This window comes from Ruegeria sp. F5 (genome assembly GCF_056533845.1).
The window spans coordinates 343,624-370,554 of the sequence record NZ_JBQFOU010000002.1 but is presented as its reverse complement, the minus strand read 5'-3'; the positions used below and the strand labels follow the sequence as shown (position 1 = coordinate 370,554).

The following is a 26,931-nucleotide window of genomic DNA, read 5'->3' as shown; positions in this document are numbered from 1 at the left end:
CTCGTTTTCCGAGATGTACTGGAGCCGCCCGCGCTTGTCACTAAATTTGATCAAATTTAATGACGGGTCCCTGAGTGGTAATCCCCGCGCCTTGTGGCCAGGGCGCGGGGACCAGAGGGTCAGACGAAGTTAACACCGTTCTCTGCCATCGGCATTTCGGCGACCTGTACCCCGGACAGGGCGTTGATCGCGTTTGCCAGCGCCGGGGCGGACGGGGGCGTGCCGGGCTCCCCAACGCCCGAGGGCGCTTCGGCGGACGGCACGATATGCACGTCGATGGCGGCGATGTCACCGATCCGCAGCGGCTCGTAATCCGGGAAGTTGAACTGGTCCACGGTGCCACCGGTCAGCGTGATCTGGTCACGCATCACATGGCCGATGCCATAGCCGATGCCACCCTCCATCTGGGCGCGCACCACGTCCGGGTTCACGGCGATACCGCAATCCACGGCGCAGGTCACCTTTTCGATCCGAATGCCGTTTTCCGGGTCGCCGGACACTTCGACCACCTGCGCGGCGTAGGAACCGAAGGACTTGTGCACCGCGACTCCCTGCGCCCGGCCCGCTGGCGCGTTGCCCCAACCGGCCTTTTCAACCGCCAGTTTCAGCACGCCCGCCTTGCGCTTTTGGTCCGCGTCGGTGTCGTCAGCCAGATGGGCCAGCCGGAATTCAACCGGGTCGCGACCGGCGGCCTGTGCCGCAAGGTCCATCATCGTTTCCATCGCGTAGGCCGTGTGGGTATGCCCCACCGACCGCCACCACAGAACCGAGGTCGCCTTGGGCGTATCGGTCAAGCCTACCGCCATGCCGGGGATCGTGTAGGGACTGTCGCCGATCCCTTCGATCGAGGTGTGATCGATGCCATCATGCACCGCAATGGCCTCGAACGCGGTGCCCTTGATTATCGACTGCCCGGCCACCTGATGCTGCCATCCGACAATATTGCCATCCGCATCCAGACCCACGCGCACCTTGTGGCCAAAGGCGGGGCGGTAGTAGCCGCTGCGGATATCATCCTCGCGCGTCCAGACCAGTTTCACCGGGCGCGTACGGTCGGTGACAACAAAGGCTAAAGCAGCCTCGACCTGATAATCCGCATCCGGTGTGGCGCGACGCCCGAAAGAGCCACCGGCCAGCATTGTCTTGATGTGAATCTTCTCAGCCGGCAGTTGGAAGATCTGCTGATAGGCCATATGCGGCCCGGTCGGCATTTGCGCGCCATCATGCAGGACGATGTCACCATCTGCGGTCTGTTCGATGGTGCAGTTCAACGGCTCCATCGGCGCATGGGCGAGCAGCGGGAAGTAAAAGGTCTTTTCGATGACCTTATCCGCCCCGTCTATCGCCGCCGACACTGCCGCGACATCTGCCTTGTTGACGTTAAACGTCGGCTCAGCGTCCAGCGCGGCCATGATCTCGGCCTTGATCTGGTCGGAATCGCGGGTTTCCGCGCCCGACAGGTCCCATTCGACGTCAAGCGCATCGCGTGCCTGAATCGCGGCCCAGGTATTTTCGGCATAAACCGCAACGCCCGCCTGATTGGGCAGAACGGCAGCGTTGATATAGCCTTTGACGTCTTTCGACGCGCTGTCGTCAAAGCCAAGGGCGATGCTGCCGCGGGCCTCGGGGCGTTTGATCATGGCGACCATCTGGTTCGGCAGATGAACATCCATCGCGTACATTGCCTGCCCATTGCCCTTGATCGCCGAGTCCTTGCGCCGCACGGCTTCATTGCCGATCAGCCGGAACTCGGACGCGTCCTTCAGGCGTGGCTCAGCCGGGACCTCCAGTTGCGAAGCCGCAGCCACAAACTCCGCAATCGGTGCCGACTTGTCGCCCGCTTTGACGATACCGTCTTCGATGGTGACGCCCGAAGCATCCACGCCCCAGCTTTGGGTGGCGGCGTTGATCAGCATCTCGCGCGCGGCGGCACCGGCCTGACGGTATTGCAGCCAGGAATTCGCCATCGCGGTCGAGCCGCCGGTCCCCTGAAACGGACCGAGCGCCAGATTGTTGTAGACGTTGGGATCAGAGGGTGCGAATTCGTACTCGATCTGATCCATGGTCAGGCCGATTTCCTCGGCGATCAGCGTCGGCAGACCGGTCGCAGGGCCCTGACCCTTTTCAAAGTGCTTGACGATGGCGGTCACAGTGCCATCGGCGTCAATCTTCACGAACGGATTGAACATGGCGCTTTCGGACGACGCCACCGCCAGCGCGCCATCGGGACGGGCGCCAACCAGCAGAACGGCACCGGCAGCTGCGGCCCCTTTCAGAAATCCACGGCGAGAGGTGTTGATGGTCATGGATCAGGCCTCCAGAATTTCGGACGCGCGCTGGACACCGGCGCGGATACGTTGATAGGTGGCGCACCGGCAGGCGTTGCCGTGCATGTAGCTGTCGATCTCTTCGGCGCTGGGCTTGGGGTTTTCGGACAGCAGACCCACCGCCGACATCACCTGACCCGACTGGCAGTAACCGCACTGCACCACGTCCAGTTCGACCCAGGCCTGCTGGACAGCGGCCCCGACCTTGTCGTCTCCGATTGCCTCAATCGTGGTGATTTCAGCATCCTCGACGTCTTCAACATAGGTCTGGCACGAGCGCACGGGCTCGCCATTCAGATGCACGGTGCAGGCACCGCAGGACGCAACGCCGCAGCCAAATTTGGTTCCGGTCAGCTTAAGCTCATCCCGGATCACCCACAGAAGCGGGGTGCCGGGTTCGGCGTCAACCGTGTGGGTCTCGCCGTTCAGTTTCAGTGTGAGTGGCATGAGGGGGATCTCCATGTTGGGCTGGTTACCTGAGTCGGTAAACTCACGGGTTTACTAGTGGCACAGAAAATCGAGCCTGTAAACTCTTGCGTTTACCTGGCGTTTGACCACGACCCGTCAATGGGTCTATAGCTCTGACATGAGTGAATGCAGCGCACCCAATGCGTCGAAGCACGCGCAGATCATCGAAGCTGCCGTGGCCGAGTTTCAGGAAAAGGGCTTTGCCGCCGCCAGCATGGATCGCATCTCGGCCCAGGCCGAGGTGTCCAAGCGTACGCTGTACAAGTATTTCGAAAGTAAGGAAAATCTGTTCCGTTCAATCGTGATCGAGCTGTCCAGACGCTTTGCCGAAGTGGTGGAAATCCGGTACGAAAAAGGGCGTGATGTGCGCGAGCAGTTGACCGAGCTCGCCTGGGCTGAGGGCCGCATTCTGATGTCGCCGGACGTGATGGCGATGTCCCGGATGGTGATCAGCGAAACTTTGCGCAACCCGGTTCTTGCGGCCGAGGCGCAGGGCAGGCTGGACAAGACCGCCGCCTTTATTGCCATGCTTCGGGACGCCGCCGCAGACGGCCAGTTGCAGATCGACGACCCGGAAAAAGCCGGGCGCGAGTTCATCGGTCTGATCAAGGCCCGTGCCTTCTGGCCGCTGCTGTTTTCGGGCTCTGTTCTAAGCCAGTCCGAGATGGCTGACACGATTGAGAACAGCGTCGAGATGATGATCAGTCGCTATGGCATCGCCGCGAATGGGTGAGCGATTGCAGGCGATGGCCATCACGCGGCATCTGCGTCTTGTGAATTGAATCTCCGACCGGAATATGCTTCGGGTCTGTTTCCCAAAAAGAATGTGTTAAAGCCTAGCGCGCGCGAGTCGGACGCCTGCGCCGACATTGGGAGATACCGGGGAATATTGCTGCAGGGGCAGTTGGCCGTTGTGAGGGTAGTGGGTTGAAAAATAATCTGAAAATTGCCGCTCGCCTGAGCGTGGCACCTATGATGGATTGGACCTACATAGTCTGAATGGGCTTATTTTGCTGGGGTTTCTTCAGCACTTTTGGTTTTTGGCATACTTTTGGCATACCGGTTCAGTATTGTGGCGCTATCAACGCCAGTGTGAAACCTAAATCACATGCGCTTTGTGAGCGAATTCATACACGACGTAGCAAACATGGAAAACCACACAGATTTCATGGGCTCGATGAAATTGAAGCTGAAAATATGAAAGCATGGCTTCCTCCCTGAAACGTTAATCCTTATTGTGTGTATAGTGTGTATAATAACTCATCCGGCGTGTCAACATTTGACGCACTGTGTGTATGGTGGCACATTGGGGTCATGGAAAAACTATCAGACAGACCGCCCAAACGGCTTCAAATACTAATGACTGAGGATGAGTTAGCGCTCATTCGGAGGTACACACACCAGCGTGAAATCTATGGACGTTCTGCCGCGATCCGAGCTCTTGTGGAAGCTGGCTTAAAGGCGGAGGAAGCGGCTGGTCGCTTCGATCCAAACAAAAAATAGCTGGCAAACGGGCCTGTGGAAAATGTGTTCCAACCAATGGAAATTGGTTTCTTTTGGATGGAGTAAGGGTAGGACGCCCTAAGTTTTTGTTTTCGGCTCTCCCTCATTAGAACCCTCAGAATAGCCAGCAGTCTCAGCCGTTAACGGTTTCTTTAAACTCTACGAAATGATGCACCATTATTCCTTGCCTTGCGGCAAGCGCACTGGTGCACGTGATGAAGACTTGCCGATTGATGGCAGGATTAATCATGGATGACGAGACGTTTGCCGAAGCCATAGAATGGGCCTTGGAAACATTTCCACAGTTGCAAAAAGTTGGTGAACGCGCCGAGTACTTAGGAGGCTTCAAGTTCAGCTCTGGCTCAATGAAATATCGTCGGATGAGCTACGAGGTTGCTAATTTTGGCAAACAGGTTGGAGTGGATTTGCTGCGCCCAAACAGCAAAGCGCTCACGCAAGTACTCCATCCGCTTCCGCCCGGCATAAATCTCGCCGTTACCAATAAGCTGTCATACAAGAACAGCAAACACCTGCCATCGGTTGCGGTTGCCGACACTCGGAAACGCGTCCGGAGTTTCGCAAGGTACGTCGACCAACATTCCTGCGAGAAGTACTTGTTTTTGACCTTGCCGGCGTCCAAGCACAGAGTGAGGGTGGCCGAGTTAAAAGGCGAATTTGACCTTTACTTTGAAAGAGTGCGTCAATTCGAACAGGCGTTGACTGAAATGTTTGGCGATGCTGTCCAGATCGCCAGCTTTCGCCTTGAGCTTCCCTACGACCCAGCATCTAGAACATTTCATCCGCATTTTCATGCCATCGCCACTTGGGATGAAATGTTGAAGATTGAGGATTTCCAGACTTGGCTGCGCGAATACATCATCAGCGCAGGTTTTTGCTCTGTGAGCTGTGAAGCTTCGGTGGTGGATCGGGACCATGTTGGGCGTGTTGTCAGCTATATTTTCAAGCCCTGTCTAGCTGCACACAAAATGGCGCAAGCTGGTCATGCGGAAGAATTTCGTCTCTTTGTCGGTGAGGTCAAGAAACGGGTGTCCAGAACGCGGGGCGCCTATGCTGCATTTGAGAAAAAGCGCAAGGCTACATCCAAGGCTGAGAAATCAAACCAATGTAACGCCCGCAGGAACATGCATGGGAATAGTGGCGGCTTCGAAAAAGAGGCCAGTGAACCATGCATGAAAAGCCTTCCAGACGGTGTTCCAAGTGAACCTCAGAACATCCTGTGTGGCATTTCAGACAGCGTTACGCTTCCAGGTGGGCGGAAGGGAGTTTGGAGTACTGTGAAGAATTTCACGCCCTCGTCAGATGGTATGCCAAACAGGTTCGGAAACATCAGTACGGTTGATGTCGTGAATGCCGCGGCATTGGAGAGATGGGAAGCGAACGCAGGCTGCAAGTATTCTCTGAAAGAATTCATCCGACCCTTTGCCAAGGAACTCACGGACCTCCTGGACCAGAGTAATGTTCAATATTGCACGATAACTTGCAGCCCTGAAATCGTCACAGTTCTTCAAGAGATCAACCGCGAACAGGCTGCCGCCAAAAGGAGAACGGGCAAAAGTGCAGTTAAGCAACGTCTTTGGCTTAAATTTCTGCGAACGCTGAAGTGGGTTTGGTCTTGTTCTGGCTCATTGCTTCGTCTGTCCCAGAGATGGTTGGCAGAAAAACTCAACGAAATTTCTGGGAACGCGTTACCTGAGGCAAATCAGAAGTAATATCGTCGGCCTGTTGAATTTTTGAACAGGACGCAATACTTGAAGCGTATGAGCAGAAACCGGATCCGCATTCATTTGATATGAGCAGCAGTTTTGCTGATCGAAGTCTATTGAATGCAGATGGTTAGTTTCTGAGGGTCTCTCCATGCAAACTATCCTCTGCGACGCTTTTATAGGGGTGTTCGCATGCCAAAAACTGTTCCTTTGCTAACTAACCTCAAATTGTTTGAGACAGACGACGAAGACATTGAAAGACGGCTGCGTAGTTATCTTGAAGACGTGAGGCTTACCAAATGCACGGAAGGCGATCTTGGGGCTTCAAAGCGCTTGGCCTGGGAGGATATTGAAAAGATCCGCCGGCGCACAAAGAAGATTATTGAAGCACGCGGCAAGTACTCCCAGGGCCGTCATCTTTCTAGAGCCGACAAAAAGATGTTGAAACCGGTGACCGATGGCGTTGTCTTGGGTGGCCCCTCGACGGAACATCATGTCGATGAGATTGCAGCACAACTGTATGCCGAGATGCCGTGGATGAGGCAGGTCATCAACGAGCTGTGGTTGGATATGCGTCATAACGTGATTGAGTATGGTCCTGGGTTGAAGCTGACGCCCACGGTATTGGTAGGAGGTGCTGGCCTTGGAAAAACGCACCTTGTCCGACGGATTGCGAAACTCTCGCGGCTGCCGGTAGTTCATATTGATGGAGGAGCAAGCTCAGAAGGGTTTCCTGTTGCTGGCTTGTCCCGCGGATGGGGTGGTGCCGAATGTGGGCGTCCATTGAAAACCATGTTAGACACCAAAATCGCCAACCCGATTGTTATTGTCGACGAAGTAGATAAGGCCGGTACTGCGGTTAGTACTAGCGGTCATAGTACATCCATGCATGCTGCTTTGCTTGGGCTGCTGGAACCGGTTTCCGCGGTCGATTGGCACTGTCCTTACCTTCAAGTTGGGTTTGATATGAGCAGGATCAACTGGTTGCTAACAGCAAATGATGTCAGCCTCCTTCCCTCACTGCTGCGGTCTCGCGTTCGTGCAATCCAGGTTAATCCTCCAAACAAGACCCAAATGGAAGTCTTCGTGAAAAAGGAAGTGACAAGGCGCGCGCTTCCTGAAGATTGCGTCGATCAGATCCTGAAGGTCGTTCGAGATTCTAGATGGAGCAGCACTGGCAGCGTTCGTATGGTTGTCAGGCTGCTGGAGGAAATGCAGCGGTTGGAGACGCTGCCGTTGAAACACTAGATTACAAGGAAAATAGGGACGGCAGTCAGCTCAAATCTTCATCTTATCACGGTGGCGCCCACCACTTGCGGCTGTAGGTTGAATCGTTCCGATCCACCACAGGTTATTCTGGATTCTTTGCAAAAGCGGGGATACCCTATAGGCAATTTTCGGGGCAAGCGTCTGACTCGCCATGAGCTACCGAATGTTTTTGCTCAGACAAAATAGATGCAAGGGAACTTGGATGTTAGAACAAGCGTATTGGATTGCAGGGATTGTGGCGGCTGTTGTGGCTGTCGTTGGTTTGCTGCGTTGGCGAAAGAGTCAGTCCACTAACATCAATCAAAGCGCAAAAGTCTCTGGACAAGGAAACAGCGTCAATCAGAGCATAGAAAGCAATGGCGGTGAGGGCAGCAGTGATCAATGAAGATCGCTATACCGTCTTTCCTAAAAATGTTTTCAAGGTCTACGAAACCAGGCAATACCCAATCGTCTGGTATCAACGGCGACGGGAATATTGTCGATCAGTCAGTCACAAACAATTATTACGTATCGACAAGTCCAGAGCCTGAGGAAAAGATCCTTGGCGCTCAGGTAAGTGCTTTAACTGATGACCAAAATGTTGCCGAAGGCAATTCGCGCCCGGCGCTTAGGCGCACTCTGAATGCAGAAACGCTGAAGCTTGCAGCCCGACAAACCGAGAAGCCCGTGACTGTTTTTTTAGCGGGGCCATTCATTGAGCCTGAGGATGAAAACCAGTCGAGAAGTTCAGCAGCATCCATTCTGCGGTTTCAACTCTTTCACCGTCTAAAAAGCGAGAATTTTGCAGTTAGCTTAGGAACTTATCCTGAAGCGATTGACTCTTTTAAAGCCGGTACTGGAGCGTACCACAATTCGGCTGAGGCCGAGCTTGGCCATGCAAGAGATGAAGCCTCTCTTGTTGTGATGATCCCTGATAGTCCAGGTTCTTTTGCCGAAATCGGCGCTTTCAGCCTTAAGAAGGAAATTTGCGCGAAAATGATCATTCTTGTTGATGTTACATATGAAAAGAGCAGGGGATACCTCAATACTGGGCCAGTTGCCTGTGCAATGGCGCTTGGTTCAACAGTCAAAAATGTTGATTACAGAGATGTGGAAGGCTGTTTTGAAGTCGTCAGAGACTACTCGGCAAGAGTAAAAACCCGGATCCAGCTTCAGTCTAGGTTGGAAGGATGAGTGTACCAGACCCTTTGTTTGCTTACTTGGCAGTCCTGGCTGTTATCCAGCCTGGACGAGTGCAAGACGTAGAGAGATTTGCTCCAGAAGTACTTCCTCCTGAAGTAAGTGAAGCCTTACTCGCTTCTGGAGCTTTTAGAGAAGCCCATTCGTTCGCAAGGCTACATGGGTACACTCTTCAAGTTCGAAGAGGGACATATTTCCTGACGTCTAAGGGGCGAGAGTTGGTGCGGCGCGACGGCCTTCATAAAGAACTCGATAACCTCAGAATTTTCTTGATGAAAGACCAAAGGAAGAAGTACAAATGAGCCGCGAGTTGGCTTCACTATCAGATTGTTCGCTGTTTCGGCGAGCAGGTATACAGGTTAACTTCATAAGGGCTCGTGGATTGAAAGGATGCTCCGGATTTCCGGATCAATCCACAAATCCCGAGCATCCTTTCAATCCACGTGCTCAAGGCAGTCTTCTGGACTGGATTTTCTGAGATGCCGACTCGCTCCTACCACTTTCCAAACGACTTCAGGCACGTTGAAGCGATATTGCGTTCGGAGAATTCTAAACTTAACGACGCCCATTTTCAAAAATTTCGTGAACGGAACATAGCACCACTCTTTACTTCACTTGACATAGCCATCGTATTGGGGCTTGGGCCTCAACTTATTGTTTCTATAGTAAAAAACAAAAATAAACACTATCGGTCTTTCTCAATCAAAAAGAAGGATGGAACTGATCGAGAGATATCCGCTCCTAGGGTTTATCTTAAAGTGATTCAGTGGTGGATCCTTGAAAACATCCTGAGCAACCTGCCCACCCACAAACAAGCCTTCGGCTTCTGTCGTGATAAATCGATTCAAGACAATGCACGCTTTCACTCCGGCTCCCAACACATTTTGAACGTCGATATCAAGTCTTTTTTTGACACTGTTACAGAGACCCAGGTTCAAGATATTTTTAGAAACCTTGGATACAATTCCGATACTTCCAAAACGCTTTCCGACCTCTGCACCCTTGATGGTTGCCTGCCTCAAGGCGCTCCAACCAGCCCTAGTCTAGCAAATCTCGTCCTATCTGAGACTGATGATCAACTACTGGGATTAGCGACAGAAAACGGAATGAAGTATTCTAGGTATGCCGATGACTTAACGTTTAGCAGTAATGAGTTCATCGAGGCAGGCTTTCACATGAAAGTCGAAAGTTTTCTGAAGGATGCCGGCTTTCAGTTGAAGCCCGCAAAAACTAGATACTCTGGTTCAGGCAGTCGAAAAGAAGTGACCGGTCTCATCTGCGGTGAGTTTGTTCAGCCACCAGTGGAGTGGAGGAAAAACAGTCGAGCACGGCTTCATGCACTAGGTAAAAAACCTAACCTCGAAAAGGAAGACATTGCTTACCTACTAGGGCTGAGGGGTTACGCTTTGCAATTTCCCGACGCTGTGCAAATGAAAGCGTTGTTGAAAGCTGCCGATACCTTGCTTGCTGGCCAACAAGCTGATCAGAAATAGGTCTAGCACCTGAACTGGTCTACAGCTCTCAAAAACCCCAGGATTCATGAACGTCCGCTCAATTTAAGCCGCGCGATGAATTTCCGGAGCCGGCTATTCCTCCAAGAGGAGGGTTTTGGGGTTTTTGCTACCACGACGCCAGTCGTGGCCTGGGAGCTTCAGTGATGTACGAATTGAGTGGACCCTAAGGCAACAGTCCAAGTGGTCGAGAATTTTATGGAGGAGTGTTCAATTAGGGTGGTTTTCACTTCAAATTAACGCATTCCGAGTAAGTTCTAAGGGTAAAGTGAACAGAGGTAAAACTATGGCCAGAAATATCGGGTATAGACGCGTAAGTTCCAACGAACAGAACCTTGAACGCCAAGACCTGAGCTATTGTGATCGTGTTTTTGAAGAGAAAGTTCCTGGCGGATCTATGAAGCGCCCCGAGCTAGCCAAATTATTGGATTTCTTGTGGGTCGGTGATGAAGTCCACGTTTGGTCCATCGACCGCCTGGCACGTTCTATGACTGACCTTCTGGAAATCGTTCAAACTATCAGCAAGTCCGGCGCAAGCATTCACTTCATCAGTGAAAACCTTAAGTTCTCAGGCAATCCAGATACAGATGATGCTGCGGCAACATTACAAATGCACCTGTTGGGGGCGTTTGCACAATTCGAAAGGTCGATCATCCGGAAAAGGCAGAGGGAAGGCATCGCCAAGGCTAAGGCCGCAGGGAAGTACAAAGGCCGGAAGCCTGCTGTGAACCGAGACGATGTACGGCGCCGCTTGGAATTGAGACTGCCTGTTGCTCAAATTGCCAGAGAAATGCAGATCTCCAGAAGTACCGTGTATGCAATTGGGAAGGAGTTGGGATTTCAAGTTCGGCCTGGCATGTTGGCTCCTGAGAAAAGACAGCAGGCAGAGACAGGTTAATTTCAAGTTTGGCGTGGATTGCATTTTTCGACTTCTCGACAACCTAAGGTACAGGGCCGATTGCCTGAAACTTTAGGAATGAAACATGGGATACATATCAATGCCGCATGCCTGCTTCCTGGCGGGCACCACCAAAAACCCAATAAAACGGGCGATAGCCTTGGGGAGTATCTATGCATACAAAGATAATCACGGCCGTTGGCAGATTGGCGAAAAAACGTTTTTGTCTTGGTTGTCTCAGAGGCGGGCCGCAGAAAGAACGTCGGGAAACCTACATAGCCAGAGAACTGATGGAGGGTCCGCTTGGTTTGAAGCCCAAGCAGCGTCGCAATCGGTAGTGCCTTCAACATTGATTTCGGACAAGCTGGGCGATTTGACGAGGGTCGAAGAGGACGCTTGGAAACATGCTCCCAATGTGCCAGTGGACGTTCGGCCTATCTACCTCAATTACCTTGCGATGATCGGTGATCAGAGAATGTTTCTGAAAATGCTGAACCAGATCAAGTAAGTTTCCACGGCGCAAACATCGCGGCATAGCTCGCTCGCTAATCATCCACTGGTTTACTTAATTCGAGACGTCTCGCCCTATACTTCCGGCCCGAGGTTGCTTTAGGTTCTTTGAAAAAAGATCGAAGCAGATTCCTAGGGTATTCAGTGTCTCAATCCACAAACAACCTTGCCTCTTACATATGGTCGCTTGCCGACCTTCTCCGTGGTGACTTTAAGCAGAGCCAGTATGGCCGAATAATCCTGCCCTTTACGCTTTTGCGCCGCCTTGAGTGCGTTCTGAAAGCAAACAAAGCCGAAGTGTTGGCTCAGGCTGACAAACTGGCAAACTCACCACTACCAGAGGAGGCAAAGGAGAAAATCCTGCTCCGGGCTTCTAAACTCTCCTTCTACAACACCTCCAAGATGGATCTCGCTTCTCTTGGCGCTAGCGGGATCAAGGATAACCTAGAAAGCTACATCCAGAGCTTCTCGACCGACGCCCGTGAAATCTTTGAACACTTCAAGTTCGGTGAGTTCATCGCCCAGTTGGATGATGCCAATCTGCTCTACAAGGCCGTTCAGCAAGTCAAAAGCGCTGATCTGCGGCCGGAAGTCATTTCGAACCATGATATGGGGCTAGTGTTCGAAGAGCTGATCCGTCGCTTTGCGGAAAGCTCGAATGAAACCGCCGGTGAACACTTCACCCCCCGTGACATCGTCGATCTGACGACATCCCTTGTATTTATGGAAGATGACGAAGCCCTCACCAAAGAAGGTATCATACGTACGATCTATGATCCTACTGCTGGCACAGGAGGCTTTCTTTCCGCAGGCATGGAGTATGTCCTGAAACTGAACCCAGCCGCGGTCATGCGCGCCTTTGGGCAAGAACTGAACCCTGAAAGCTACGCTATCTGTAAAGCGGATATGCTGATCAAGGGTCAGGACGTTACCAATATCAAGCTGGGTAATACTCTTTCGCAGGACCAGCTGGCGAGCGACAATTTCGACTACATGCTCTCAAACCCGCCCTTCGGAGTGGATTGGAAGAAGATCGAGAAAGACATCAAGGACGAGCACGCGATCAAAGGGTTTGACGGGCGTTTTGGTCCGGGCTTGCCTCGTGTTTCGGACGGATCACTGCTGTTCCTGATGCACCTAATTTCCAAACTCCGGGATACGGACAAGGGGGGAGGGCGCATTGGTATCATCCTGAACGGTTCCCCATTGTTTACAGGGGGCGCAGGTTCGGGCGAAAGCGAAATTCGTCGACACATTTTGGAGTCCGATTTGTTGGAAGCGATCATCGCTCTACCAACGGACATGTTCTACAACACAGGCATTGCCACCTATGTCTGGGTGCTGACCAACAAGAAGGCTCCTGAACGCAAGGGCAATGTGCAGCTGATCAACGGTGTCGATCTGTTTGGAAAGATGCGCAAATCCCTCGGGTCCAAGCGCAAACGTCTTGAGGACAGCCACATTGCAACGATCACCCGTTGTTTCGGAGGGTTTGAGGCGGTTGCCGCGGAGGAGACGAGTACATTCGCCTCAAAGATCTTTGAAACACATGAATTTGGTTACCGCCGCCTGACCATCGAACGCCCACTGCGGGAGAGTTATCAGTTCAGTGATGATCGCATCGAAACCCTTCGGTTTGCGCCCAAGCCGCTGAATGCGATCACCCGTTGGATCTATGAGGCCTACGGCAAAGGTTGGGATGAGGAGGGCGCGAATTATGGCGTTCTCGACGCCCACGAGGATGAAATCCGCACCCATATCAAGACTGAGTTTGCCGAGCTGAAGGAGACGCAGATCAAGGATGCGCTGGAACCGAATACATGGCGCCGACAGTTGGAATTCCTGAAAAAGGCCAGGGAGTTAAAATTAGAGATCGGCACTGATCAGCATGATGACATGAATCTTTATGACAAGGCGCTGAAGGCAACCGGTGTTCGGTTGGACACGCTAACCAAGAAGCAGATCAGGGCCGCCGTCAGTTGGAAAAACCCCAAGGCCGAGAAGGTCATCAAAAAGGTGCACAAAGATACTGGACCGAACCCGATCTATGGCCTGTTTGAGGTGAAAGGCCAGACCATTGAATACAAACCCGATGGCGATCTGCGCGACTATGAGAATGTGCCGCTCGATCCCTCACAAAGCGTGAACGTAGTGAACGAAGCCTATTTCGCGGCGGAGGTCACTCCCCACGTGCCGGACGCCTGGATTGATGGCAGCAAGGTGGATGCGATTGACGGAGAAATCGGGATTGTCGGTTATGAAATCCCGTTCAACCGGCATTTCTACATTTACGAGCCGCCGCGTGATCTGGCCGAGATTGATGCCGACCTGGATGCAGTCAGCGCAGAAATCATGAAGCTTCTGCAAGAGGTGCATGCGTGATGGTGGGGCGGTATCAGGCCTACAAGGAGTTCAAGCCTTCTGGGGTGGAATGGCTTGGGGATGTGCCGAAGCATTGGGATGTTTCAACCAGAATAAAATATATTTCTTCCCTAAAAGGGCGCCTTGGATGGCAGGGATTGAAAGCGGATGAGTACATCGAAGATGGGCCTTATGTCGTTAGTAGTGCACACTTCAGCGAGCACAAAATTCAATGGGATAAGTGTCCCCATGTTTCGTTGGAGCGCTATGAATTAGACAGCAATATTCAACTTGCTGAAGGCGATCTTCTACTTATGAAAGATGGCGCAGCTATGGGAAAGTTAGCGTATGTAGATGATCTTCCCGACAAGGCTTGTTTAAATAGCCATTTGCTTCTGTTTCGTCCGCAGATTTCACAAGAAGAGCCCTCTTATGATGCTAGATTTATGTATTATTTTGTGCAGACGGATTTTTTTCAGGGCTACATTAAGGTAAATGGAACAGGTGCTACTTTCTTAGGGATATCACAACAAGCCATAGGAAATTTTCAACTTGTAATCCCTTCTCTTGTTGAGCAAAGCCAAATCTCAGCCTTTCTCGATCATGAAACAGCCAAGATTGATGACTTGATTGCCAAGCAGTTGCGGTTGATTGCGCTGTTGGAGGAGAAACGTCAGGCGGTGATCAGCCATGCTGTGACCAAGGGTTTAAACCCCAACGCCCCCATGCGCCCCTCAGGCATAGACTGGCTCGGTGACGTGCCAGCGCATTGGGAAGTGAAGCCATTCAAATATCTTTGCTTGGATGCGGTTGGGATCCAAATGGGACCGTTCGGCGGTATGCTCACTAACTTGGAAGAGCGGAATACGGGCTATAAATTGTTTGGCCAAGAAAACACCATCAAGGCCGATTTCAACATTGGAGATAGATACGTTTCAGCAGCGCGATTTCAGGAATTATCACGCTATAAGCTAGAACCAGGAGATCTAGTTCTCACTCGAAAAGGGAGCATCGGAAACTGTCAGATATTTCCGAAGGACGGGCCTCAGGGAATAGCAGACAGCGACACTATTCGAGTGAAATTGACTAAATCTCTGGCTTTCCCTCCCTTTATTAGGTTGTGCCTGTCCGAAGCTGGGTTCGTGGGCGCTCAGCTTGAACTCAACAAGCGCGGCGCGATTTTGAGTGGGCTTAATACAAGTGTAATTGCAAACCTTCAGTTCGTGTTGCCTGAACTTGATGAGCAAATTCAGATCTTTAATTGGGTGAAGGCCAAAAGTGAAAGCTTCTCAAAGGGAGCAGCGGCAGCTCAATGCGCGATCACGCTCCTTCAAGAACGCCGTAAAGCCCTGATCTCTGCCGCCGTAACAGGCAAGATCGACGTCCGCGACTGGCGTCCTCCTGTTGACGCCGAAACGCCGCAGGGAGAAGCCGCATGAATATTTCAACCGGCAAGGCTAGGGAAATCGTGTTTCAGGACGAGATGATCCAGCAGATGATCGCGGCTGGGTGGCAGTTGGGATCACCTGCTAACTTTGACCGTGAACGGGCGCTCTATCCCGAGGACCTGTTGGGTTTTGTCAAAGACACGCAGGATGCCGAATGGCAGAAGCATGCCAAGAACTATCCCATAGACCCCGAGGGCAAGCTGCTCGACCGGGTTGTCAACCAGTTGCAAAAGGCCGATCCAAATGCGCTCAACACCCAGTTGCGCACCTTTGGCACCCTTGGTGTGCTGCGCCACGGGATCAAGGACCGCAACGCCAAGTTCAAGCTTTGCCAGTTCAAACCGGAACATGATCTAAACCCGGATACGCTTGCCCGCTACAAACAAAACCGCCTGAGGGTGGTGCCGGAATTGGTCTACTCCCCTTATGCCACGGACGAACATTTGGCCGAGACCGGCACACAAGCCAAGAAGTGGCGCATTGATCTGGTTCTGTTTGTAAACGGTCTGCCGATTGCGACTTTGGAGCTGAAGTCCGAGTTCAAGCAATCCGTTCAGAATGCCGTAAATCAGTATAAGAAGACCCGCCTTCCTGTTGATCCTGCTACAAAAAAGCCGGAACCGCTGTTGACTTTCAAACGTGGTGCTTTGGTGCATTTCGCGGTCAGTCAGTACGAAGTGTACATGACCACCCGTCTGGATGGGACTGACACGTTCTTTCTACCCTTCAACAAAGGCACCAGGGAAGGTGGTGCAGGCAATGACGTTCCCAAAAACCAGGACGAATACGCTACCGGCTATCTCTGGCAAGAGGTGCTGCAACCCGACAATCTGCTGAACATCCTCGCCCGTTTCATGCATTTGCAGATCGAGGAGAAAGAGGACTGGCAGGGGAAGAAGTACAAGAAAGAAACCATGATCTTCCCGCGTTATCATCAGTGGGATGTGGTCGGAAAACTGATCGGCGCAGCCAGAGATGAAGGGCCGGGGAACAAGTACCTGATCCAGCATAGTGCAGGGTCGGGCAAGTCAAACTCGATTGCCTGGACAGCGCATCAGCTTGCGTCACTCTATGATGGAAAAGGCGATAAGACCTTCAACTCGGTGATCATCGTTACAGATCGGACTGTGCTGGACGACCAGTTGCAGGAAACCATTTATCAGTTCGAGCATGCGGATGGTGTTGTGGGACGGATCAATCGTCAGGAAGGGGATGGGTCGAAGTCCGAGAAACTGGCGAAGGCGCTAGAAGCGTCGCAGCCCATCATCATCGTGACGATCCAGACCTTTCCTTACGTGCTAAAAGCGATTGAGAACAGCACAAGCCTGAAAGAGCGCTGCTACGCGATCATCGCGGATGAGGCGCATTCTTCGCAGTCAGGATCGACCGCAAGGCAGTTGAAGGAAGTACTGTCGATTGATGCAACGGAAGACGGCGAGGAGATGACCTCGGAGGATATTCTGGATGCGGCAGTAGCGTCTCGCAGGGCATTGCCTAACCTAAGTTATTTTGCGTTTACAGCTACGCCAAAGACCAAAACCCTTGAGTTGTTCGGGCGTACGCCCAATCCCGCGGAACCTCCTTCCAAAACGAACCTGCCGCAGGCCTATCATGTCTATTCCATGCGGCAGGCCATCGAGGAGGAGTTCATCCTCGATGTTCTGAAGAACTACACCAGTTACAAGGTGGCTTATAACCTCGCGCTAAAAATGCAGAAAGCCGATGAGGAGGTCGATTCCAAGAAGGCCAAAGTCAAGCTGAACCAATGGGTGCGGCTGCATGATTATAACATCTCCCAGAAGGTTCAGGTTATTGTTGAGCATTTCAAGGCCAACATCATGGGCCTTCTTGGTGGACAGGCGAAGGCCATGGTTGTCACAAGTTCTCGTAAAGAGGCTGTTCGTTATAAGTTGCTTTTCGATAAGTACATTCAGGACAAGGGATACGATAAGATCCATGCCATGGTGGCGTTCTCGGGGGAGGTCGAGTTCAAATCGAACGATCCGAATGCTGCCGGTCTGGTCGGAGAGAAGTTCTCCGAGCACAGTATGAACCCCGGTCTGAAAGGGCGTGACATGCGCAAGGTGTTCGACACCGACGAATATCAGGTGATGATCGTCGCCAACAAGTTCCAGACTGGTTTCGATCAGCCCAAGTTGTGCGCCATGTATGTAGACAAAAAGCTGGCTGGCGTGGAGTGTGTGCAAACCTTGTCGAGGCTCAATCGCGTGTACCCAGGTAAGAAAATCAGCGGAACATATGTGTTGGACTTCTTCAATGAGCCCGAAGACATCCTGAGCGCTTTCCAGGAATACTACCAGACTGCCGAGCTCATCGATGTTTCGAACCCCAACCTTGTCTATGACCTTTCTGAAAAACTAAGAGCGTCTGGCATCTTTCAATGGTCGGAAGTTGAACAGTTTTGCGAAGCCTATCTGCAAAAAAACAAAAGCAATGCAGCGATCTCTAACATTTGTAAGCCAGCCGTCGAAAGATGGACGAGCAGATACAAGTCAGCGGTAGAGGCATACAAAATCGCTTATGAGACCTTCGAACGCGCCAAGAAATCTGGTGACGCGGTCTTGATTGCCAACACCGAAAAGCACTTCAAAGAATGTAAAGAAGAAAAGGACGCATTGGAGATCTTCAAAAAGGATCTCGGCACCTTTGTTCGCTTCTATGAGTTTATTTCCCAGATCGTTGATTATGATGACAAGGATCTCGAAAAACTCAGCCTATTTGCTCGAAATCTGGGTCCCCTCCTTAGAGAGGCGAACGTAGATGACGAGTTTATTGACTTGGAAGATGTGGCCCTCAGCCACTACCGGTTATCCAAGCTGAAGCAGCAAAACCTGTCTCTGGCAGTCGGAGGGCACGAAGGACTGGAGCCAGGCTCAGGGCTCGGGAGCGGTGTTGCTAAGGATAAGGCGGAAGAATTCCTGTCGCAGATTATTGAGCATCTGAATGATCTGTTTGCCGGCGACGGTCTAACCGATGACGACATGGTCAACTATGCCCAGACAATCTCTGACAAAGTCCGTGAGAACAGTAGGGTCATGACCCAGATTGCCAACAACACCAAAGAGCAAGCGATGCTTGGCGATTTCCAGAAAGCCGTCGAAGACGCCATCCTGGATAGTAGTGCGGCACATCAAAAACAGATGACAACTCTTCTGTCGATGCCGGACAAGGGAAGTGTGTTCGCTGATATAATCTACGAATTCATTAAGCGGGATCGCAGAGAAAAGAGAAAAACCTAAGAATTCACAAGGTGATTCGGGTTTGGTTTTTACGAAGAGCTTTCAGTTTTCGCTCCCATGAGTTGACCTACTGCCCTCCACAGAAGTTTTCTGAAATTTTTTTTTATGCCTCTAGAATGTCAATGCGAGCTCTCTCAGACGTTTCCCGTCTCCGAGACCAAATCATACCGGGTTCCAAAAAGTTAGTGAACTGAGGCGCGCTAACGGACCTTCTGGAGGTATCAAAACATATTTTGGGGCGACGCGATCTACCTTGGATTGAAGTCGCGTCTTTCGGGGTTCCATGGGGTTGTTCGGTATTTGATTCTGCGTAGAAACATGTCTCGAGCGGTGGCAGAATCCAAGCCGGTGCCTGCCAATAGCGTCAAAACAAAAAAAAGAAAAAGGAGCGCATATTGAATACACAGTTCCTGTTGATGGCCAGGTATCAGGGCGCAGCGATGATTCCGGCGGAAACAGTCCGCGAAGACTTTTTCCCCAATCTGACCCACCGGATTTTCCTCCGCAAGATCGCGGACGGAGATATCAAACTACCATTGGTTCAGATGGAAGCGAGTCAGAAGAGTGCCAAGGGGGTCGATATCCGAGACCTTGCCGCCTACTATGATGAACGACGGGACCAAGCTCGCCGCGAATTCGAAAAGCTTCATGATTGATACAGTTGTTGCCCCCGTCAGGGGCAAACTGTTTATGTGTTCGCTTCAATCCGGAAATCTTACGATCTGAGTAAGGTCCGCGTTGTTGACGTACAACTTTAAAGCCCGCCCGTGTGAATATGGGTCTATATTTTCCTTCCAGACTGGAGCGCAAATTGCGTATGGAGATGGTAGCGCAATGTCTCTGCTGTATTCGAAGCAAGTTACATATGCTAACCCCTCAAAGGCATCTTTCTGGAGCCATCGGCCCTGAAAATCAACAGGTTGTGCATCGGGTCGCAACTGCATCGGTAGTCCGCGAACTTTACCGAGTGGTATGGGAACACCCAAGCCGTTGTCTTCCGGTAGAATATCTTGTGCTGTGCACTTGGTAAAGTTGAATGGTATCACGTGAATAGCATCTACAACCGCCTCTCGCCCTGTTTCATCTTTGACTTCAAAGTAGTCAATGTAGCCCTTGCTGTCTCTGATCGCACCTATGACCCGAACTTTCGTGCCTTGGGGATAAAAATGACCCGGAGACGCTTCCCAAAAAGATGGTCCGGTTTGTTTGAGGGTGGGAATAAAAAGATTAGGTGCCGCTGGTCGGCGCGCTGGTATGGGGCGTTCATCATTGGCGGCAAGCCAGCCTACTCGGTTAAGACGTTCCTCAAAAGTAGCCTTAACCGGAAGGCATTCTGAGGCCGCCGGTATAGCTGTGAAGCACAGAAGTGCGGTAATCGTAAACAGTCGCCTTAGCATCCGTACCATTCTTTGTTCTGTCGTTTTTGTAGTTTTTTGCATACCTCGGGGTGATGGCTAACGGGTTTAGGTAACGGCTTCAATCCATTCCCAGTTTTCGTACTTGTCTCCCTTCGCCCGTACGTGGGTGTAGCGGTCAAGGCTCTTCGATGATCTATGACCAGTAACCGCCGCCATAAGCGGTATTGTTCGCCCCATTTCCGCTAGGCGGCTGGTGCCTTCATGGCGCAGATCGTGGAAATGAAGGTCTTCGATCCCGAGAATCTTACAGGCCTCGGTAAAGCGGCGGCTGATTGTGTCCGAGTTATACGGGAAAATCCGGTCCTTCATTTTGGGCATGCGGTCGATGATGGCGCAGCAGGGGTACGGCAGTTCGACCCATGTATCTACACCGCCTTTTTCGCCGGGGTTCTTCATTTTGCGGACCAAGACTCGTTTGTGTTCCGGTTCGTAGTCATCCCAAGTGATCCGGCAAATCTCTGCCTGACGACGTGTGCTGAAAAGTGCGAACGCGGTTACGATGTGCATGGGCATAGTTCGAGAATCCGCTTCCGTTGCCTGCTGGAAGTGGGCCATGAGTTTGTCCAGTTCTTTCAGCGTGGGGCGTCGCGTCCGTTCTTCAGGCTTGCTAACAAACCCCATGGTCACGCACACCTTTTGGGCATCCTGCATGGCTAGGGAATTCAAAGGATAGCCCCAAAGGGGGCGAGCAGTCGTGAAGACACCTGAAAGGTGTGAGAGGTAGTTTAGCGCTGTCGCTGGAGAGTTCAGGCCGGGGCGCTTGTGGAGTTCCTTGACGAAGGTGACGATATGGTGGGACTGGATTTTGTCACAAGGCATATTCGCGATATCGTATTCTTCTCTGATAGTCCGAAGCACCTGTGCTTTTGTTTTCCCGATTTCCCGCATCGACTCTGCGATGTATTTGTCAATGGCATCCCCCAAGGTAATTAGCTTGTCTTTTCGCTTCTTGACTTCACGGCCGGCGGCGATATCCGCATCGATCTCAGCCTCGCGCTGCTTGGCCCATGCGGCCACGAGCTTCCGTTTTGCATCGGTCTTGGTTTCCTGATATCGCTCGCCGTCAATCGTGCGAGTGATGATAGCCGTGAAACTGGTGCTGCCGTCTTTCAGTGGGCGTTCTCGGATAGTGGCCATTTCGTATGACTCCAATAGTCTTTTGTATGACTCTGAGTCATACGAGATGCCAAAATGGGTGTAAATGAGCAATAATGGGCCGGAATAGTGTGGCGGTGATATGAGCGAAAATATAATAAAAACAAATATATCATCATCGGCGCGCCTGTCCGTTGCGCCGATGATGGATTGGACGGATCGCCATTGCCGCTATCTGCATCGGCTGCTGAGTTCAAAGACGTTGCTGTATACCGAAATGGTGACGGCTCCCGCGCTGGTGCGGGGCGGCGCGTTGCATCTGCTGGACTATAGCCCCGAAGAACACCCGGTCGCCCTGCAACTGGGCGGGTCGGACCCGGATGAACTGGCGCAGGCCGCAAAGCTGGGGGCCGAGGCCGGGTACGATGAGGTCAATCTGAACTGCGGCTGCCCCTCGGACCGGGTTCAGTCGGGTACGTTCGGGGCCGTGTTGATGAAAGACCCCGCACGGGTCGCCGAATGCGTCGCCGCCATGCGCGAGGCAGTCGAGGTCGATGTGACCGTCAAATGCCGTATCGGCGTGGATGAGCAGGATCCGCAGCAGGTTCTGCCCGGCTTTCTGGATCAGATAAGCGCTGCAGGCTGCCGGCGCGTGACGATCCATGCCCGCAAGGCGTGGCTTCAGGGTCTGAGCCCGAAGGAAAACCGCGATATCCCGCCGCTGGATTACGACCTTGTACACAGGATGAAGGCGGATTTCCCTGGTCTGCATATTTCGATCAACGGCGGTATCACCTCGCTGGATGACGCGCGCGCGCATCTGGATGCAGGTCTGGATGGCGTGATGATCGGACGCGCGGCCTATCATCAGCCGACCGACATTCTGGCCTCGGCCGATCCTCTGATCTACCAGACCGGCGAAGTCAGCGATCCGATTGCCATCGTCCGGCAAATGGTGCCCTATGTCGAACAGCACCTTGTCAGGGGCGGGCGGCTGCATCAGATCACCCGGCACATGCTGGGTCTGTTCGCTGGCCGTCCCGGGGCGCGCGCGTGGCGGCGCGCCTTGTCCGAAGGCGCCGTGCGCGATGGGGCCGGGCCCGAACTCATGCTGCAGGCGCTGGATCACGTGGCGTCTATGGCCGAGGTCTGAAGGAACTGAACCACGGCCCCGATGGCCGATCTGGGGGGGGGGAAGATGCCCGACGCGATGTTGCTGGCCCAGATGCTGGGCCTTTTGCTTGTAATCGGGGCGCTGGCCGGTGTGCTGGCCGGATTGCTGGGCGTCGGCGGTGGTATCGTGCTGGTGCCAGCTTTTTTCTACGCCTTCAAAACCTTGGGCTATGGCGGGCCGCAGTTGATGCAACTGTGTCTGGCGACCTCTCTGGCGACGATTATCGTCACTTCCCTCCGCTCGGTTCTGGCCCACAACAAGAAAGGCGCGGTGGATTGGGACATCCTGCGCGGATGGGGCCTGGGGATTGCAATCGGGTCGGTGATCGGGGTTCTGGTCGCCTCGGCCCTTAGGACCGAGATGTTGCAGGCACTGTTCGGTGTGCTGGGCATGGTGATCGGTGCGTATCTGGGGCTCGGCCGGTCCGAGTGGCGGCTGGGGGATGCGATGCCCAAAGGGATCAAACGCGCGGTGCTGTCGCCCTTGGTCGGGTTTCTGTCCGTGCTCATGGGGATTGGAGGCGGCAGTTTCGGGGTGCCGCTGATGAGCCTTTACAACACGCCCATCCACCGCGCCGTGGCAACCGCTGCCGGGTTCGGAGTGATCATCGCGGTGCCCTCGGTGATCGGGTTTCTGTTTCTCGACATCGCACCGGAACACCGCCCGCCGCTGACCATCGGGGCCGTCAACCTTGTGGCCTTCGCCGTTGTTGTGACCATGACGATGATCACCGCGCCTTGGGGCGTGAAACTGGCCCACGCGATGGATTCCAAGCTGTTGAAACGGGTCTTTGCCGTGTTCCTGACGCTGGTTGCCCTGAACATGCTGCGCAAGGCGTTGGGGCTATGACCGACTTCCGAACCAGAGGGTGGATCAGGTTTCCCTATGATCCGGCACTGGCCACGTGGGTGGACCACGCCCTGCCGATTGCCCGCGCCGCGACCACCGATCCTGCCCATGCCGAGTGGCTGGACTGTGAAGGCACGTGGTTCATTGGCGTCGATGCCCTGCCGAACGACGAGTTGGGCCGGGTGGGGCAATCCGGCCCCTTGGCCGGGCAGGCGGCAGAGTTCATCGCGCAGCACTATGGGCAATTGCCGCTGCACAAGGGGCAGGTCTCGGTCATCTATCCGGGCTATCCCCGCCCGCGCCGGGGTGAGGGCGAAGCTGCCACGCGCTATCGCCGCAACCGGGATGCCGCCCATGTGGACGGCTTGCGCCCGATGGGGCCGGATCGCCGCCGCCGGGTGGACGAGCCGCATGCGTGGATACTGGGCATCCCGTTGACCGAAGCCAGTGCGGATGCCGCGCCAATGGTTCTGTGGGAAGGCAGCCACATCATCCTGCAACAAGCGTTCGCGCGCGCCTTGGCCGATCACCCGCGCGAAACGCTGCATCTGGTGGACATCACCGATACCTACCAAGCCGCCCGGCGTCAGGTGTTTGAAACCTGCCCAAGGATCGAACTGCCCGCGAAACCCGGTGAATCCTACCTGCTCCACCGCCATTGCCTGCACGGCGTGGCCCCGTGGGGGCAGGGGGCCTCGGCAAGTCCGGATGGGCGGATGATCGTGTATTTCCGCCCGCAATGCGCCGGGGGAGTGGCCGAATGGATCGAATCCCCATAACCTCCTGTCATTCTTTGATTTCGGAGGATTTGAGTCATGATTACGGTTCACACGAACACGGATGGTGCGCTGATCGAGGTCGAATTGTCGGGCGAAGTCACCAGCACCGATTACTCAGACACTCTGGTCCCCGCGATCGAGGTAGCGCTGGCCGAACATGACGCGGTGCGTCTGCTGGCCATCGTGCAGCCGGAATTCAAAGGCTACGATCTGGGCGCGGTCTGGTCCGACACCAAGCTTGGTGTCAGTCATTGGCGCGGGTTCGACCGGATCGGCGTGGTTGCGGATCAGGGCTGGGTGCAGACCAGCATCCGGCTGGCGGCCCCGATCCTGCCATGCCCGGTGCAGGTCTTCGAACTGGCGGAACTGGAAGAAGCCCGCCGCTGGATACGCGAATCGCTGGGCGCGGTCCACGTTACCGATCTGGGCGGGCCATGTGTGCAGATCAGCCTGCTGGGGAAGCTCGACCCCGAGGAATACCGTCAGGCTGAAACCGATCTGGACACGCTGCTGCGGGACCGCGAGGGGTTTCGCCTGTTGATTGACCTGCGCGAATTTGATGGCTGGCAGGGCCTGTCGGCGCTGGCCGCGCATTTCCGGGTGGCCAGCCGCCATATCGGAATGCTCGACCGCGCAGCGATTGTCGGGGACAAGGCCTGGCAACATATGGCGCAGCGGGTCGCGAGCCATATTCTGGGCACCCGAACCCAGTTCTTTCCGTCGGAAGATGTCGAAGACGCCAAAGCCTGGCTGGCCGCCGGTTAGGCGTTAAAAAACCATTCGCCTGAGCAGGCCTGACATGACGCAAGGGAACGTCCAGATTGCGGGGATTGTTTCTTGATTGATTGGTCAAAAACCAACAGAAGGCAGGCGTTTCCCAACCCAAAGGGAAGCCGCGTGGCCGCGCCGCGCCGCCGTGGGTCGTCGCCTACTCGACTCCAAGTCCTTGGGTTCCTCACCCCCTCGGAACCCGGGCCTGATCCCGGCGGCGCAATTCACGCGTTGCCGCCTTGCAAGCGACGCCAAAGCGCGTAGAACGCTGCAAAAAGTTGGATTACGACCCGCTAAGACGCCCCGCGCGGCCACCGCGCCGTTTCGAAAGCTGCGGCTTGCGTGCGGGCAGCTCCTGCATGATCTCGGCGCGCTCGGAACTGTCCATTTTCGACCACCGCGAGATTTCGTCGATGGTGCGATAGCAGCCGGTGCAGATCCGCTCGGTCGGGTGCACAACACAGATCTGGATACAAGGGCTTTCGACCTCGTTCCGTTTCCAAACCATGTTCGTCATTGGCGGCCTCCGACCGGTTACAAAAAGCGCAGCCTGTCCAAGGCTCCCTGCAGGATATAGCCAGCCGCGACGTGATCGATAACCTGTCCGCGACGTTTTCTGGTCGTATCCGCCTCAAGCAGTGCTTTTTCTGCCGCAACAGTGCTCAGCCGTTCGTCCCAAAACCCGATGGGCAATTCGGTCAGGCGTGACATGTTGCGGGCAAAAGCGCGGGTCGACTGGCAGCGTGGGCCTTCGGTGCCGTCCATGTTCTTGGGCAGGCCCAGCAGGATGCCTCCGATCTCGCGATCCGCGACGATTTCCAGCAGGCGCGCCGAGTCCAGCGTGAATTTCTTGCGCCGCACCGTTTCCAGCGGGCTGGCCACCCCGCGCATCCGGTCGGACACCGCGACACCGATGGTCTTTTCGCCAAGGTCCAGACCCATCAAAGCGGTCATTGGCGGCAGGCTGGCGGCGAAATCTTCGAATTCATCGTGGATCATTGCGCAATCCCGGCCTGCAGGGCGGCGGCGTCGATCATTTGCAGTGCATCCGCGTCATCGGCGAAGACGGTCATGGCCTCGTCCCGGATATCGATGGCGCGCTGGGCCTGGCCCAGAACCCCGAGGGCGGCGATCAGGCGGGCCCATTCCTCGGGCGATCCGCCTTCGGTGGCCAGACGGTCGGACAGTTGATCCACCATGCCCTGAATCATCTCCTGCCGTTCCTCGGGCGTCAGTTCCGCGGCGGCGGCCATGTCTTCCTGACTGGGGCCGGATGGGGCAACGCTCAGGTCCGGTGCATTGAATACGCCGGCGCGAAAGGCCAGTTCGTTGATCTGCGCGCGGATGGCATCCGCCCAGGGCGCACCTGCTGGCGCGTCCTGCAGCGTTTCCACCCAAACGCGGTAGGCAATATCCGGACGTCCGATCTGCGCCAGCATCTGACCCACGTAGTACCGGGCCGGACCATGCTGGGGGTCGCGATCCAGCGCCTGTTCCAGCGCTTGCTCGGCCTCGGGCGAGACATAGCCGCCGGCTGCAAGGATCATCATCTCGGCCAGGTCCGCATAGGCATCCGCCGACGCGCCGTCGCCTGACAGTTCAATCACCCGCTGCTGCGCGGTGTACCCGGCCTTGAAATTCCCCGCGTTGGTTTCGTGTTGCGCCAGCAGCATATGCCCCTGCAGATCGTCGGGCCGCGCTGCAACCGTGTCGCGCAACTGCTTGAGAAGGGACGCATAGTTTTCTTCCAACTGGCGCGCCTGCGGCGGGGTCGTCAGTTCTTCGGCGGCGGCCTGGCCCGGGCGGTTCGCGCGCACGTCCTCGGCCATTTCGAAACGCGCCTCCAGCGGCATGTCGGGCAAGCCGACCGCGCCCATCCTGTGATACAGCGCCATCGCCCCGCCAATCAGAACCAGCATCAGGCCCGCAATGGCGATCACGGATGTCACCCGGGACGGCCCGGCCCGGTTCCCGTCCTGCTGCATCTGTGCATCCGCCGCCAGAATGCGACGCGAGATTTCGGTGCGCACCCGCTCGGCATCGGCTTCCCCAATCACGCCACGCGCCAGATCCCGGTCAACACTGGCAAGCTGTTCGCGATAAACACGCAGATCATAAGCCGCTGCAGGCTCGGCGCCGCGACGGGTGCGCAGCAATGAATAGCTCAGGAACCCCGCAATCAGCAGCGCGATGAGGAATATCAGAACCCAGAACGTCATGGTCCCTCCGGAATGGTTGTCCTGACTTAGACCTGCGCGCGTCCGGAAAAAAGGGACAAATAGACGCGAGGCGGGTTCATGTCGCAATAACGATGTATTGTGACGTTGCATGGCGGGGGTATTATGCCGCCACACGGCATATCTGCGTGCAATCACCGAACCGGATGG

23 protein-coding genes are annotated in these 26,931 nt (G+C 54.3%); 16 read left to right on the top strand and 7 right to left on the bottom strand.

The window, feature by feature from the left end; all coding sequences use genetic code 11:
• Window positions 1–119 precede the first annotated feature (119 nt).
• Together ACR0K1_RS04185 and ACR0K1_RS04180 are read right to left on the bottom strand one after the other, a co-directional pair.
• Window positions 120–2,306 (bottom strand): xanthine dehydrogenase family protein molybdopterin-binding subunit, encoded by a 2,187-nt coding sequence (locus tag ACR0K1_RS04185; RefSeq protein WP_480848908.1) that lies wholly within the window; start codon window positions 2,304–2,306, stop codon window positions 120–122.
• Between the two features lie 3 nt (window positions 2,307–2,309).
• Window positions 2,310–2,774: a (2Fe-2S)-binding protein gene (locus ACR0K1_RS04180; protein ID WP_480613580.1), complete on the bottom strand. Its 465-nt coding sequence runs from the start codon at window positions 2,772–2,774 to the stop codon at window positions 2,310–2,312.
• Between the two features lie 139 nt (window positions 2,775–2,913).
• Between ACR0K1_RS04180 and ACR0K1_RS04175 the strand changes: the two genes are divergently transcribed.
• From ACR0K1_RS04175 to ACR0K1_RS04120, 12 genes are all read left to right on the top strand, one after another.
• Complete coding sequence (locus ACR0K1_RS04175; protein WP_480613582.1) at window positions 2,914–3,528, top strand: TetR/AcrR family transcriptional regulator; 615 nt, start codon at window positions 2,914–2,916, stop codon at window positions 3,526–3,528.
• Between the two features lie 1,018 nt (window positions 3,529–4,546).
• Window positions 4,547–6,028 carry a hypothetical protein gene (locus ACR0K1_RS04170; RefSeq protein WP_480848906.1) on the top strand — a complete coding sequence of 494 codons (1,482 nt, stop codon included), beginning with the start codon at window positions 4,547–4,549 and terminating at the stop codon, window positions 6,026–6,028.
• A 186-nt stretch (window positions 6,029–6,214) separates the two neighbouring features.
• Window positions 6,215–7,270 carry an AAA family ATPase gene (locus ACR0K1_RS04165; RefSeq protein ID WP_480848904.1) on the top strand — a complete coding sequence of 352 codons (1,056 nt, stop codon included), beginning with the start codon at window positions 6,215–6,217 and terminating at the stop codon, window positions 7,268–7,270.
• A 172-nt stretch (window positions 7,271–7,442) separates the two neighbouring features.
• Entirely contained in the window at window positions 7,443–7,676 is a 234-nt protein-coding gene (locus ACR0K1_RS04160; RefSeq protein WP_480848902.1) for a hypothetical protein, read from the top strand.
• Window positions 7,673–8,464 (top strand): hypothetical protein, encoded by a 792-nt coding sequence (locus tag ACR0K1_RS04155; RefSeq protein WP_480848900.1) that lies wholly within the window; start codon window positions 7,673–7,675, stop codon window positions 8,462–8,464. The genes ACR0K1_RS04160 and ACR0K1_RS04155 overlap by 4 nt, the downstream gene beginning before the upstream one ends.
• 449 nt (window positions 8,465–8,913) lie before the next feature.
• Entirely contained in the window at window positions 8,914–9,963 is a 1,050-nt protein-coding gene (locus ACR0K1_RS04150; protein WP_480848898.1) for a retron St85 family RNA-directed DNA polymerase, read from the top strand.
• Between the two features lie 304 nt (window positions 9,964–10,267).
• The gene (locus tag ACR0K1_RS04145; RefSeq protein ID WP_480848896.1) at window positions 10,268–10,879 is read left to right on the top strand and encodes a recombinase family protein; all 612 of its coding nucleotides are present in this window, start codon (window positions 10,268–10,270) and stop codon (window positions 10,877–10,879) included.
• A gap of 85 nt (window positions 10,880–10,964) precedes the next feature.
• Window positions 10,965–11,387: a hypothetical protein gene (locus ACR0K1_RS04140; protein WP_480848894.1), complete on the top strand. Its 423-nt coding sequence runs from the start codon at window positions 10,965–10,967 to the stop codon at window positions 11,385–11,387.
• A 146-nt stretch (window positions 11,388–11,533) separates the two neighbouring features.
• Window positions 11,534–13,771, top strand: coding sequence for a type I restriction-modification system subunit M (locus ACR0K1_RS04135; protein WP_480848892.1), 2,238 nt, complete (start codon window positions 11,534–11,536; stop codon window positions 13,769–13,771).
• Window positions 13,771–15,189, top strand: a complete 1,419-nt coding sequence (locus ACR0K1_RS04130) for a restriction endonuclease subunit S (protein ID WP_480848890.1) — start codon at window positions 13,771–13,773, stop codon at window positions 15,187–15,189. Before ACR0K1_RS04135 ends, ACR0K1_RS04130 begins: the two co-directional genes overlap by 1 nt.
• Window positions 15,186–18,458: a type I restriction endonuclease subunit R gene (locus ACR0K1_RS04125; RefSeq protein WP_480848888.1), complete on the top strand. Its 3,273-nt coding sequence runs from the start codon at window positions 15,186–15,188 to the stop codon at window positions 18,456–18,458. The genes ACR0K1_RS04130 and ACR0K1_RS04125 overlap by 4 nt, the downstream gene beginning before the upstream one ends.
• 395 nt (window positions 18,459–18,853) lie before the next feature.
• Window positions 18,854–19,114, top strand: coding sequence for a pyocin activator PrtN family protein (locus ACR0K1_RS04120; RefSeq protein WP_480848885.1), 261 nt, complete (start codon window positions 18,854–18,856; stop codon window positions 19,112–19,114).
• Window positions 19,115–19,159: 45 nt separating this feature from the next.
• On the opposite strand, the gene ACR0K1_RS04115 is transcribed toward ACR0K1_RS04120, so the two are convergent.
• On the bottom strand, window positions 19,160–19,897 hold the full coding sequence (locus ACR0K1_RS04115; protein ID WP_480848883.1) for a hypothetical protein: 738 nt from the start codon (window positions 19,895–19,897) through the stop codon (window positions 19,160–19,162).
• Between the two features lie 24 nt (window positions 19,898–19,921).
• Window positions 19,922–21,013 carry a tyrosine-type recombinase/integrase gene (locus tag ACR0K1_RS04110; RefSeq protein WP_480848881.1) on the bottom strand — a complete coding sequence of 364 codons (1,092 nt, stop codon included), beginning with the start codon at window positions 21,011–21,013 and terminating at the stop codon, window positions 19,922–19,924.
• Between the two features lie 160 nt (window positions 21,014–21,173).
• Here ACR0K1_RS04110 and dusA point away from each other — a divergent pair, with 160 nt between their 5' ends.
• From dusA to ACR0K1_RS04090, 4 genes are read left to right on the top strand one after another with little or no spacing between them, the layout of a single operon-like run.
• Window positions 21,174–22,124 (top strand): tRNA dihydrouridine(20/20a) synthase DusA, encoded by a 951-nt coding sequence (gene dusA, locus ACR0K1_RS04105; RefSeq protein WP_480613938.1) that lies wholly within the window; start codon window positions 21,174–21,176, stop codon window positions 22,122–22,124.
• Window positions 22,125–22,169: 45 nt separating this feature from the next.
• Window positions 22,170–22,994: a sulfite exporter TauE/SafE family protein gene (locus tag ACR0K1_RS04100; protein WP_480613584.1), complete on the top strand. Its 825-nt coding sequence runs from the start codon at window positions 22,170–22,172 to the stop codon at window positions 22,992–22,994.
• Entirely contained in the window at window positions 22,991–23,773 is a 783-nt protein-coding gene (locus ACR0K1_RS04095) for a hypothetical protein (RefSeq protein WP_480613585.1), read from the top strand. The genes ACR0K1_RS04100 and ACR0K1_RS04095 overlap by 4 nt, the downstream gene beginning before the upstream one ends.
• A 36-nt stretch (window positions 23,774–23,809) precedes the next feature.
• Window positions 23,810–24,538 carry a SpoIIAA family protein gene (locus ACR0K1_RS04090; protein WP_480613587.1) on the top strand — a complete coding sequence of 243 codons (729 nt, stop codon included), beginning with the start codon at window positions 23,810–23,812 and terminating at the stop codon, window positions 24,536–24,538.
• A gap of 289 nt (window positions 24,539–24,827) precedes the next feature.
• On the opposite strand, the gene ACR0K1_RS04085 is transcribed toward ACR0K1_RS04090, so the two are convergent.
• From ACR0K1_RS04085 to ccmI, 3 genes are read right to left on the bottom strand one after another with little or no spacing between them, the layout of a single operon-like run.
• Entirely contained in the window at window positions 24,828–25,061 is a 234-nt protein-coding gene (locus ACR0K1_RS04085; RefSeq protein ID WP_480613589.1) for a DUF1289 domain-containing protein, read from the bottom strand.
• A 17-nt stretch (window positions 25,062–25,078) separates the two neighbouring features.
• Window positions 25,079–25,543, bottom strand: coding sequence for a Holliday junction resolvase RuvX (gene ruvX, locus ACR0K1_RS04080; RefSeq protein WP_480848877.1), 465 nt, complete (start codon window positions 25,541–25,543; stop codon window positions 25,079–25,081).
• Complete coding sequence (gene ccmI, locus ACR0K1_RS04075) at window positions 25,540–26,763, bottom strand: c-type cytochrome biogenesis protein CcmI (protein WP_480848875.1); 1,224 nt, start codon at window positions 26,761–26,763, stop codon at window positions 25,540–25,542. The genes ruvX and ccmI overlap by 4 nt, the downstream gene beginning before the upstream one ends.
• Window positions 26,764–26,931 lie beyond the last annotated feature (168 nt).